This is a genomic window from Pseudomonas sp. 10S4 (assembly GCF_034344865.1).
Lineage (GTDB): Bacteria > Pseudomonadota > Gammaproteobacteria > Pseudomonadales > Pseudomonadaceae > Aquipseudomonas.
On sequence record NZ_CP133774.1, the window covers coordinates 5,535,918 to 5,548,161 of the forward strand.

Here is a 12,244-nt window from a genome sequence, read left to right on the forward strand (position 1 = left end):
AGGCCTTTCAATGGAGGGAAGATCGGTGAATAAACTGAAAGTGGCTGCAAGCGCGGCTTCACGCAGTAGCTTTTTGACTTCGCGCGAAGTAGTGGAATTTTCCCAAACCGATTTGACGGATGTTGCCGCCGCGGTGATTACCGGAGCGGATGTTCAAAACGGTTTGCTCGATGTCATCAGTCGATCAGGATTCGATATCCCGATCTTCTTTGCCGTTAGCGCCAAGGACGAACTGTCTCGGGAAAACCTGCCAAGCATTGAACATGTTCTGCTGCAAATCAGCGGAGTGTTCGACTTGGGCACCGATAAGGCCGAGTACTACGGCGACAAACTGGAAACGGCGGCCAGTCAATACGAGGAAGCATTGCTGCCGCCCTTCTTCGGTGCGCTCAAACACTATGTCGAGCGCGGCAACTCGACGTTTGCCTGCCCGGGGCATCAGGGCGGACAGTTCTTTCGCAAGCATCCGGCGGGTCGACAATTCTTCGACTTCTTTGGCGAGACGCTGTTTCGTGCCGACCGCTGTAACGCCGACGTGGAAATGGGCGATCTGTTGATCCACGAAGGGGCGCCGCTGGAAGCGCAAAAGCGCGCCGCGAAAGTCTACAACGCGGACAAGACCTATTTCGTCCTCAATGGCACCTCGGCGTCGAACAAGGTCGTGACCAACGCTTTGCTGACTCCGGGCGATGTCGTGCTGTTCGATCGCAACAATCACAAATCAATCCATCAGGGCGCGTTGTTCCAGGCCGGCGCTACACCGCTGTACCTGGAAACGGCGCGCAATCCCTACGGCTTCATCGGTGGTATCGATGCGCACTGTTTTGACGAAACCTATCTGCGCGACGAGTTGCGCCGGGTTGCGCCAGACAAGGCCGATCTACCCCGGCCGTTCCGGTTGGCGGTGATCCAGTTGGGCACCTACGACGGCACCATCTACAACGCCCGGCAGGTGGTCGATAGCATCGGCCATCTGTGTGACTACATCCTCTTCGATTCGGCGTGGGTCGGCTATGAGCAGTTCATTCCGATGATGAAAGACTGCTCGCCGATGTTGCTCGAGCTGGGGCCGGACGATCCCGGAATCTTCGTCACGCAGTCGATTCACAAGCAGCAGGCGGGCTTCTCCCAGGCGTCGCAGATCCACAAAAAGGATCGTCACATCAAAGGCCAGGAGCGCTACTGCAATCATCATCGGCTGAACAACGCGTTCATGGCCCAGGCCTCCACCAGCCCGTTTTACCCGCTGTTTGCCTCACTCGATGTCAATGCGCGGATGCACAGCGGTCGCAGTGGTCACCGACTGTGGGACGAATGCGTTCGCGCCGGCATTGAAGCCCGAAAATTAGTAATGGATCACTGCACCTTGATCCGGCCATTCGTGCCGCCGACCATTGATGGCCGTTACTGGCAGGATTATCCAACCGATGAAATCGCCACTAACCGGCGGTTTTTCATGTTCCATCCCGAGGAGCGCTGGCACGCCTTCGAGGGCTATACCGAGAATCAATACTTCATCGATCCATGCAAATTGCTGTTCACCACCCCGGGCATTGATGCGACGACGGGCGAATACACGGAGTTCGGCATCCATGCCGGGGTCCTCGCCACGTTCCTGCGCCAGTACGGCATGGTCCCGGAAAAAAGCGACCTGAACTCCATTCTATTCTTGCTCACGCCAGCCGAAAGCCAGGCCAAGATGCAGCACCTGGTCGCGCAGATCGCGCGCTTCGAGCGTTTTATCCACGACGACGCGCCACTGGCCGAGGTATTGCCCGGTGTCTATCGCGACCACGAAGCCCGTTACAAGGACTACAGCATCCGCCAACTGTGCCTGGAAATGCACGAGCTCTACGCCCGACATAACGTCAAACAGCTGCAAAAGGACATGTTCCGCAAGGCGCATATGCCCGCGGTAGTGATGGACCCCCGTGAGGCGAATCTCGAGTTCGTGCGCGGCAAAGTGGAACTGATCGCCCTCGAGGATGCTCAGGGGCGGATCGCCGCCGAGGGTGCCCTGCCTTATCCGCCGGGGGTGCTGTGTGTGGTCCCCGGTGAAGTGTGGTCGGGTGCGGTGCTGAGCTATTTCCTGGCTCTACAGGATGCAATCAATCGCTTGCCTGGATTCAATCCCGAATTGCAGGGTGTCTACCTCAAGACCGAAGAGGACGGTCGCATTCGAGCTTATGGATACGTCATCAAGCAGTAAAACGTTCCTGAAAGGACACTGGAAAATCATCCCGGTATTCGTCTTTCCGCAATGCAGCGCCCCGCGAAGGGGCGTTTTTGGAGTGCAAATATGGGAACTACTGTGAAGAAGATGAGCGTGGTGCAACTCACCGTGCTGACGGCCATCAACATGCTGGGGTCGGGCATCGTCCTGCTGCCGTCGAAGCTGGCGCAAGTGGGCACGATATCGATTTTCTCGTGGATCGTGACGGCACTCGGTTCGCTGGCCTTGGCCTATGCCTTCGCCAAATGCGGGCGTTTCAGCCGTAAGCCTGGCGGCATGGGGGGTACGCCGAATACGCCTTTGGTCGCTCCGGCAACTTCATGTCCAACTACACCTATGGCGTGTCGCTGCTGATCGCCAACGTGGCCATCGCGATTACCGCCGTAGGGTATTCGACGGAGTTGTTCCATGTGACGTTGACGCCCATCGGCGTCGCGGGGGCGACCGTGGTGCTGCTGTGGTTGACCACCATCGCCAACTTCGGCGGCCCGCAGATTACCGGTCAGATCGGCAATGTCACCATCATGGGTGTCATCATTCCGGTGCTGGGGGTTTCGGTACTGGGCTGGTTCTGGTTCGACTCATCGCTGTACGTCGCCGCCTGGAATCCACACGACATGCCGATTTTCCAGGCGGTTGGCGCATCGATCTCGATAACCCTGTGGGCCTTTCTCGGCCTCGAATCGGCGTGTGCGAACACTGACGCCGTGGAAAACCCCGAGCGTAACGTGCCGATCGCCGTATTGGGCGGGACCATCGGTGCGGCGGTCATTTATATTGCGTCGACTAACGTGATCGCCGGGATTGTGCCGAACATGGACCTTGCGGCCTCCACCGCACCGTTCGGGCTGGCGTTCGCCACCATGTTCACGCCGCTGGTAGGCAACATTGTCATGGGCCTGATGATCATGGCCTGTATCGGTTCGCTGCTCGGCTGGCAGTTCACCATTGCCCAGGTGTTCAAAAGCTCAGCCGATGTCGGCTATTTCCTGAAGATCTTCGCCAAGACGACCAAGTCCGGCACACCCATCGCCGGCATGCTGGTGCTGGTGGTCTGCCAGACCGCGTTGACGCTGATGACCATCAGCCCGGACCTGAGCAAACAGTTCGACATGATCGTCAACCTGGCAGTAGTGACCAACCTGGTTCCCTACTTGATGTCGATGGCAGCGCTGATGACGATTCAGAAGGCCGCCGGGATCACGCCGCGCAAAGCCCTGTTTGCCAATGGCATCGCCTACATCGCAGCGGCTTACAGCTACTACGCTCTGTATAGCTCCGGTGCCGACGCCATGATGTTGGGCGGCATTGTCACCATGCTCGGATGGACTTTGTACGGGACCGTCAGCCGTCGATTCATGACAGCAGATACCCCAGTCGAGGATGTCGCCAAAGCCTAAAGCTTTGCCGCGTCTCATCGTGCACTTGATTGGCTATTCATACATTCGCAAAGTGCAGTTCATCATCAATGTTCAACAGCGGGACAATGAGTCAGGAATGAAGCAATGGGCGCGCTGCGGTCCGGTAGGACGGTAGCGAGTTCGTTGGTTTATTCGCCCTCAACCCCACAAGCCCTAGCGCTGCATCCATTTGAGGCCAGACGTTCTCAATTGCGATGCAGGAGAGTATGAGGAGCAACACCAAAGGCCTTGCGAAAGGCATGGCTGAAATGGGAAAAGTCGGAGAACCCGAAATCCAGTGCTGCTTGAGAAACGCTGCGTACCTGGCCGCGCTCGATGGCTTCGCGGCTGGCATTCAGGCGCTCTTTCCAGATCTCCGAAACTGGGGTTTTCTGGTAGCGGGCGAAAGCACGCGTGACGGTTCGGGTGGACACATGGTGCGCTTGAGCGATGAGTTCGATCGACAGGTTCGGGTCGGTCAAATTCCGGCGGATGTAATTCATGATCCGTCCATAAAGATCCAACTCTTCATGGGTTGTCTTCAAGTCCTGAAGTTCCAGGCTGATGACCAGAAGGTCGAGCAACGCACTGGAATACCGACTAGAGACTCCCCCATCCTGCAAGATTGACGGTGCGCTCGCCGCCTGGCGCAACATCTCGCGTAACGGGATCACGCCTGGACGACGATCGTCCAGAACCATCGCCGTGTAATCCGCTACGCCGGGCAACCGCTCGCTGAGCAACTGTCGTGGAATTCGGATCAAGTGATTTTCGGTACCACCCAGACTGAATCGAAACGTCTGGGATGCATCATAAAGAAACAGATTGCCTGCTGCCAAGGTTGCCTTGCGCCCTCCCTGCTCCAGTTCACCACGACCAATTCGGGTGAAACCCAACCACAAATCTTCGGCGGGACCGCTGCGCAGATGCTGGGCGGAACGCTCCCAATGGTGCAGAGGCGAGGACAAGGTGCAGATATCCAGCGCCCCCATGTCGTGGACCTTTAGCGCCCCCTCGAAATTGCTCTGCGACAAGGTTTTGCTGTCAGCCGCCAGGCAATGACGACACACCACTTCTTTCCAGTAATCAAAGCGACGTGGCTCCGAAACTGCGAAGGTTGAATACTGACTGCTTTGGCTCATGGCATTCACCTCGGTGCGGCGACGTAAAGAAAGCGGGGAGCGCTAACGCAAGCTCATCACTTAGCAATTAATAGGCCATTCGCTCTTTCTGGCGCCGGCCTAATATGGCTCTGAGGAGAGGCGCCTACCAGAAACCTCGTCAGCAAACCCCGCCAGCGTTAAACGTCTGCTGCCATCGCTGATGAGCGTGTTATGCCCATTTTCAAGGCGCGAGCCCTTGCCTTTGGGGCTCAGCGCACCAGTACGGCTCAAGCGCGTACCGGTTTTGTTGGGTCTGTCCTTTCCAACCAAACGGTTGTCTTTGCGAACAAAGCGCACTGACTCGATCCTACATAACTTCTACCTCACAGCATTCCCTGCAACCACGGCTGATGAGGCATCCCATGCATCTTCAAAAACAGAAACGATTGTCCGACTCATCCTGGTTATTGCAAATGCGCGACCTGGCACCCGAGGAGTTCGTTTGCTGGCTGATCGAGTGGGGAGTTCTGGCGCTGCTCCGACGACAGGAAGGTGCCAACCGCAATCCGTCACCGGGACATTGAACCCAAACCTTACGCCTGAACCAAAAATAAAAAGGAGCCTTTCATGGAATCCGCGATCGACAAACACCTCACATGTCCTCGGACGCTTTCTCGTCGAGTTCCCGAAAATTACCAACCGCCCTTCCCCATGTGGGTCGGACGCGCCGACGAACAATTGAAACAGGTGGTGATGGGCTACTTGGGTGTGCAGTTTCGCGGTGAAGCACAGCGCGAGGCGGCGCTGCAGGCCATGCGGCACATCGTGAGCAGCTTCAGCCTGCCCGATGGTCCGCTAACCCATGACTTGACGCATCACACTGACAACAGCGGCTATGACAACCTGATGATCGTCGGTTACTGGAAAGATCCAGTGGCCCATTGCCGCTGGTTGCGATCACCAGAAGTGAACGACTGGTGGGAGTCGCAGGATCGCCTCAGTGACGGCCTCGGGTATTTTCGGGAGATCATCGCTCCGCGTGCCGAGCAGTTCGAAACTTTATACGGCTTCCAGGACAAGCCGCCCGGCATCGGCGCGATCATGGACAACACCAGCGGCGAAATCGAAGAGCACGGCTACTGGGGCTCGATGCGCGACCGCTTCCCGGTTTCCCAGACCGACTGGATGAACCCTTCGGGCGAACTGCAAGTGGTCGCTGGAGACCCGGCTAAAGGTGGGCGCGTCGTAGTGCTGGGTCACGACAACGTAGCGCTGATCCGCTCCGGCCAGGATTGGGCCGACGCCGAGGCAGAGGAACGCTCACTGTATCTTGACGAAATCCTGCCGACGCTGCAGAACGGCATGGATTTTTGCGTGACAACGGCCAACCCCTGGGCTGCTACAGCAACAGATTCGTGCGCAACATCGACATGGACGGCAACTTCCTCGACCTGAGCTACAACATTGGTCACTGGCGCTCGGTCGAGAAGCTGGAACGCTGGGCAGAATCCCATCCCACCCATCTGCGCATTTTCGTCACGTTCTTCCGCGTGGCTGCCGGGCTGGTGAAGCTGCGGCTTTACCACGAAGTGTCGGTGTCGGATGCCAAAAATCAGGTGTTCGAATACATCAACTGCCATCCGCAAACGGGAATGCTTCGCGACGCATTACCGGCACAAAGCTGAGCGCACCTGCGCTTACACCCAACCAGTGAATAGCCACAGCCTGCCGCCTTGAAAGGCGGTACGGCCTCCTTGTGCCAGGAAATCCATCATGAACAAAATCCGTCTGCTGACGCTCCCTGCTCTGCTGCCCGCATTTCATGCGCAAGCCGTCGAAGTGGCCCCCGGTGATTATGAGCAATATCCGGCGGACGCAACCATCGGCGTCATCTACTACCAGCACGCCACCACCGACTCGGCCTATGCCAAGGGTCACAAGGTCAGTTCTGATTTCAACTTGAGCTCCGACGTTGGCATCTTGCGTCTGCTGCACGTCTACGCGCTGAGTGACACCGTCACCATTGACCCACAATTCCTTTTGCCATTCGGGCACGTCTCCAGCGGCGGCGATGCCTCGACGCTAGGTAGTACGAGCGGCATTGGCGACCTGATCCTGACGGCTCCGGTCAAGTTGCGACTCAACGACGCCCGCGACACCCTCAGCCTCGCGCCCTACCTTTTCGTGCCCACCGGCAGCTACGACAAGGACGCCCCCTGAATATTGGCGAGAACCGCTGGAAGTTCGAGCTTCAGGGCGCCTACGTCAAACACTTCACGGAAAAATGGGCCATGGACCTGGTCGGCGGCGCCACGTGGTATGGCGACAACGATGACTACAGTGCAAACGCCAACCGGCTTGAGCAGGACGTCTCCTACGCCGCGCAGGTTATGGGCCGCTACATGCCGGATGCCACTACGGCCTTCGGCATAGGTTTCGGACATACCTGGGGCGGAGAAACCAACATCGAACATGTCAATCAGGACAACGAAGCAGACACCACCAACTTCCGTTTGACCGCCACCAAGTTTTTCACCGCTCAAGACCAGATCCAGCTGCAGCTGGGCAAGGATCTCTCGGTAGATAACGGGCCCAAAGAGGACTTCCGGATGAACCTGCGTTACGCACGAGTGTTTTAAGCCCAACAGACCTCGGGACAACGACCGAGCCGAGGCCAGGAAGATAAAAAAAGCGTGTCCGGCTCAACCAAGTGGCTGTCCGGCTCAACCAAGCGACAGCACGGGGACCCGGCTTATCTTAATCCCAGGTCAACTGACACCCAATGAGAGTGTTGCTTTCGCGGAACCAAGAGCACGCACAGCAACCAGCAAAATATTTGTACAACTCATTTACGAAGCGCTCGGTCTCGCCGGGCTTCCAGAAAAAAGGATCCCACCATGGCAATCGTTCGCCCCACCCTCGACCAATTACTGGACATCGCGAGCAATCTGCACATGCAGTTGCCCCCTGAGCAGGCCAGTGAATATCTGGCGCTCATGCAGTCGAGTTTCGACGCATACGATCTCATCGACGAGTTACCCGACTTTACTCCGCCAGTGCGGTACGACCGCAGTTCGGGCTATCGCCCATCGAATAAGGAAAACCCGCTCAACGCCTGGTACTACAGGGCCGAAGTGAACGGCGCTCGCAAGGGGAAACTGGCGGGCAAGACCGTAGCGCTCAAGGACAACATTTCGCTGGCCGGCGTCCCGATGATGAACGGTGCTGCGCCGCTGGAAGGCTTCGTGCCCTCATTCGATGCCACCGTAGTGACTCGATTGCTGGACGCTGGGGCCACTATCCTCGGCAAGGCAACCTGCGAACACTACTGCCTCTCTGGTGGCAGTCACACCTCTGACCCGGCGCCGGTACACAACCCACACCGCCACGGTTTTTCCTCCGGTGGCTCCTCCTCCGGCAGCGCGGCGCTGGTGGCCGCAGGCGAGGTGGACATGGCGGTCGGCGGCGACCAGGGCGGCTCTATCCGTATCCCTTCAGCATTCTGCGGCACCTACGGGATGAAGCCGACCCACGGCCTGGTGCCCTACACCGGGATCATGGCGATTGAGGCAACTATCGACCATGCGGGGCCTATCACCGGCAATGTGCGTGATAACGCATTGATGCTGGAAGTCATGGCCGGTGCGGACGGGCTCGACCCACGCCAGGCTTCGCCGCAGGTCGACACCTACAGCGACTACCTGGAGCGCGGTGTCAGCGGGCTCAGGATCGGCATCCTCCAGGAAGGCTTCCAACTGGCCAATCAGGACCCGCGTGTCACCGCCAAGGTACGCAGCGCCATCGCCCGACTTGAGGCGTTAGGCGCTCGTGTTGAAGAAGTATCCATTCCCGAGCACAACCTTGCGGCTTCGCTGTGGCACCCCATTGGCTGCGAAGGTCTGACCATGCAGATGATGCACGGTAATGGTTCGGGCTTTAACTGGAAGGGCCTTTACGACGTCGCGCTGCTGGATAAACAGGCCGGCTGGCGCGAACAGGCGGACGCATTGTCCGCATCGCTCAAGCTGTGCATGTTCGTCGGCCAGTACGGCCTGGAGCGCTACAACGGCCGTTTCTACGCCAAGGCACAGAACCTCGCACGTTACGCACGCGCCGGCTACGACAAGGCACTGGACAGCTATGACCTGCTGGTGATGCCGACGGTACCCATCATTGCCCAGCCACACCCGGAACCCGGTTGCTCAATTACCGAATACGTGGCCCGGGCACTGGAAATGATCGGCAATGCCTCATCCCAGGACATCACCGGCCATCCGGCCATGTCGATCCCTTGCGGCCTGGTAGACGGTCTGCCCGTCGGGCTGATGCTGGTTGGCAAGCACTATGCAGAAGGCACGATCTACCAGGCTGCTGCAGCGTTCGAGGCCGCTGTCGACTGGAAATCCCTTTAAGCCTGTTTGTGCCACTGCAGTCCGAAAAAATAAAAAAGAAGCTCAGCCTTGCTATGAAGTTCCAGACCGATTCGAACGATGAGGAGTTACCCAATGAACACACCAACACCCCAACAATCTACTTCGACGCCGGGCGAGAGGGCGCGGGCGCTGTTTCAGGTTCTCAAGAGCAAGGACCTGATCCCCGACGGCTATATCGAGGCAATAACCCAATTGATGGAGCACGAATGGAGCCCAGAAAATGGCGCTCGCGTGGTTGCCAAGGCTTGGGTAGATCCGCAATTTCGCGAATTGTTGCTCAAGGACGGCACCGCGGCATGTGCTCAATTTGGTTACACCGGCCCGCAGGGGGAATACATCGTGGCCCTGGAAGATACGCCCACGTTGAAGAACGTCATTGTTTGCAGTCTGTGTTCTTGCACCAACTGGCCGGTCCTGGGCTTGCCGCCCGAGTGGTACAAGGGCTTCGAGTTCCGCGCACGCCTGGTCCGAGAAGGGCGCACCGTACTGCGTGAATTGGGCACGCCATTGCCTAGTGAGGTAACCGTCAAGGTTTGGGATACCAGCGCTGAAAGCCGATACCTGGTGCTGCCCGTAAGACCCGAAGGCAGCGAGCACATGAATGAAGAAGAGCTTCAGAAACTGATCACCAAGGATGTTCTGATTGGTGTTGCCCTGCCCTGCGTGCCCTAACCAAGACGCTCCATTTTTTTCAATTTAAAGAGGTGTTCAATATGGATGGCTTTCATGATCTTGGTGGCTTTCAGGGGTTTGGCAAGATACCCCACACCATCAACAGCCTGAGCTATAAGACCGTGTTTAAAGAAGATTGGGAGCATCTGGCTTACAGCCTGATGTTCGTCGCGGCAGACCACTTGAAACAGTTCAGCATCGATGAGGCGCGCCATGCCGTCGAGCGCCTTGATGTGCGCCAACACGTTGGCACGACGTATTACGAACGCTACGTCATCGCCACCGCGACGCTGTTGGTCGAAGCTGGAGTTATTACCCAGGACGAACTCGATCAGGCGCTGGGTTCACCATTCAAATTGGCCAACCCGCCCCACTCCCAGGGTCGTCCTGCCATCACCGGTCGGTCGCCATTCGAAGTCGGCGACCGGGTGGTAGTGCGCGACGAGTACGTGGCGGGGCATGTCCGCATGCCGGGCTATGTCCGCGGGAAGGAAGGCGTGATCCGTCATCGCACCACCGAACAATGGCCTTTCCCGGACACCATTGGCCATGGCGACAAGCGTGCAATACATCAACCGAGCTATCACGTCGAATTCCGGGTCAAGGATCTTTGGGGCGATGCCAACGATAATGGCCTGGTGGTCGTAGACCTGTTCGAAAGCTATCTGGACAAAGTTGTAGCCGAGCAAACGGTGACCGCATGATTGATACCGAGTTGAACCGGCTGCCGGTGACGGTCCTTTCGGGCTTCCTCGGTGCTGGCAAGACAACCCTGCTCAACCACATTCTGCGCAATCGCGCCGGCATGAGAGTGGCAGTCATCGTCAATGATATGAGCGAAGTCAACATCGACGCCGAGGAGGTGCAACACAGCATGTCGTTGCACCGCGGCAGCGATGAATTGATTGAGATGAGCAACGGCTGCATCTGCTGCACGCTGCGTGCTGACTTACTCGAGCAAATCAGCCTATTGGCACGTCAGCAGCGTTTTGATTACCTGCTTATCGAGTCCACGGGTATTTCCGAACCCATGCCCGTCGCCGAGACGTTCGCCTTCCTTGACCCCGAAGGTTTCAGCCTCAGCGAACTGGCACAGCTCGATACCTTGGTGACGGTGGTAGATGGCAGCAACTTCCAGGCACTGCTCTCCTCGACAGACACCTTGGCCAGCGAAGACGGAACAGACAAGCCACTGCGCCACTTGGCTGACCTGCTGATCGAACAGGTGGAGTACGCCAACGTCATCCTCGTCAACAAACTGGACCTTATGGGTGAAAGTGACTACTTGGCGTTGCGCGCACTCCTTGCAGAGCTAAATCCGGCAGCGCAAATCCTGCCCATGACCCACGGCGCCATAGACCTGTCGAAGATTCTCGGTACCCGTCTATTCGACTTACCCAGCCTGGCACAGTCGCCCGGCTGGATGAAGAAGATGGAAGATATCGATGAACCACCTTCTGAGTCGGACACCTATGACATGACGTCCTGGGTATACCGCGAACGCGCACCGTTTCACCCACAGCGACTGCTCGATTTTCTCACCAAGCCGTGGCACAACGGCCGACTGCTGCGCAGCAAAGGTTACTTCTGGGTAGCCAGCCGGCATTTGGAAATCGGCATGCTGGCGCAAAGCGGCAGGCAGTTCCGTTGGGACTATGTCGGACGCTGGTGGACCTTCATCGAGCAATCGCAATGGCCCCGTGATGAGTACCGGCGGCAGCGGATCCTGGCCAAATGGGACGACATTGTCGGCGATTGTCGACAGGAACTGGTTTTCATAGGCCAGGGGCTCGACCTGGACGCTTTGAAGGAAGAACTCGACGCCTGCCTGCTGAGTGCCCAAGAGATAATGGCCGGCCCAGAGACGTGGCCGGCCATGCAAGGTGCAACATCCTTCGATAACCACGCATTGTCACCATGACTGCGCGACAACCCGAGATGCGCAGCATGCTCGGCGCGCCGTCACTCACCTGTCGCACAGCCCGAAAGGTGCTCGTGCAAGGTCAGTCATGACCGACTACTTCAGTTCTCCGATCATCGGCACATAGTCCCTGGCAGGCGCATCGAGATCCAGTCGGCCTTCCTCGACCAACTGAAGCACCGCTGTACCGGTTATTGCTTTACTCGCGGAAAATAGGGCGAAAACACTGTCGTCCGCTCGGTTAGAGCTTATGGCGGGGTGTGCAGTGGTAGGACTGATTGCCCGACGTGAAGCAATGAACGTCGGGCCAGATGAGAGTAAGAAAATAAGATGAAAGCGTCTGTCGGCTGCCGGCAGAGGGTGTCGGAATCAGGCACTTATTTAAATATCGCGGAGGTGGACGATGTTTAGTTGTACCGGAAGTGCCATTCAAAAAACCATCTCGGGACCGCAGACCAAATGGCTAAACCGCTTCCAGCGCA

Annotated in this window: 8 protein-coding genes and 3 pseudogenes; 9 read left to right on the forward strand and 2 right to left on the reverse strand. The window is 57.6% G+C overall.

The genetic code is table 11. The annotated features are described in order from the left end of the window. Positions 1-25 precede the first annotated feature (25 nt). Positions 26-2,209, forward strand: coding sequence for an ornithine decarboxylase SpeF (gene speF, locus RHM58_RS26025; protein ID WP_322268608.1), 2,184 nt, complete (start codon positions 26-28; stop codon positions 2,207-2,209). 90 nt (positions 2,210-2,299) lie between these two features. Next, a pseudogene (potE, locus tag RHM58_RS26030) lies at positions 2,300-3,633 on the forward strand (putrescine-ornithine antiporter). A gap of 206 nt (positions 3,634-3,839) precedes the next feature. Here the strand turns inward: potE and RHM58_RS26035 are convergent. Further along, on the reverse strand, positions 3,840-4,775 hold the full coding sequence (locus tag RHM58_RS26035; RefSeq protein ID WP_322268609.1) for a helix-turn-helix domain-containing protein: 936 nt from the start codon (positions 4,773-4,775) through the stop codon (positions 3,840-3,842). A gap of 383 nt (positions 4,776-5,158) precedes the next feature. Between RHM58_RS26035 and RHM58_RS26040 the strand changes: the two genes are divergently transcribed. The 7 genes and pseudogenes from RHM58_RS26040 to RHM58_RS26070 all read left to right on the forward strand — a co-directional run bounded on the left by RHM58_RS26040 (position 5,159) and on the right by RHM58_RS26070 (position 11,762). Beyond that, positions 5,159-5,320 (forward strand): hypothetical protein, encoded by a 162-nt coding sequence (locus tag RHM58_RS26040; RefSeq protein ID WP_201255134.1) that lies wholly within the window; start codon positions 5,159-5,161, stop codon positions 5,318-5,320. A gap of 43 nt (positions 5,321-5,363) precedes the next feature. Beyond that, positions 5,364-6,421: pseudogene (locus RHM58_RS26045) on the forward strand (phenylacetaldoxime dehydratase family protein). 88 nt (positions 6,422-6,509) lie between these two features. Next, positions 6,510-7,375: pseudogene (locus RHM58_RS26050) on the forward strand (transporter). A gap of 258 nt (positions 7,376-7,633) precedes the next feature. Then, positions 7,634-9,148 carry an amidase gene (locus RHM58_RS26055; RefSeq protein ID WP_322268610.1) on the forward strand — a complete coding sequence of 505 codons (1,515 nt, stop codon included), beginning with the start codon at positions 7,634-7,636 and terminating at the stop codon, positions 9,146-9,148. A gap of 93 nt (positions 9,149-9,241) precedes the next feature. Then, on the forward strand, positions 9,242-9,841 hold the full coding sequence (gene nthA, locus RHM58_RS26060; RefSeq protein ID WP_201255138.1) for a nitrile hydratase subunit alpha: 600 nt from the start codon (positions 9,242-9,244) through the stop codon (positions 9,839-9,841). 41 nt (positions 9,842-9,882) lie between these two features. After that, positions 9,883-10,545, forward strand: coding sequence for a nitrile hydratase subunit beta (gene nthB / locus RHM58_RS26065; RefSeq protein ID WP_322268611.1), 663 nt, complete (start codon positions 9,883-9,885; stop codon positions 10,543-10,545). Next, complete coding sequence (locus RHM58_RS26070; RefSeq protein ID WP_201255140.1) at positions 10,542-11,762, forward strand: GTP-binding protein; 1,221 nt, start codon at positions 10,542-10,544, stop codon at positions 11,760-11,762. The genes nthB and RHM58_RS26070 overlap by 4 nt, the downstream gene beginning before the upstream one ends. A 96-nt stretch (positions 11,763-11,858) precedes the next feature. Here RHM58_RS26070 and RHM58_RS26075 read toward each other — a convergent pair whose 3' ends face one another. Then, entirely contained in the window at positions 11,859-12,119 is a 261-nt protein-coding gene (locus RHM58_RS26075; protein WP_277952853.1) for a serine hydrolase, read from the reverse strand. Between the last annotated feature and the right edge of the window lie 125 nt (positions 12,120-12,244).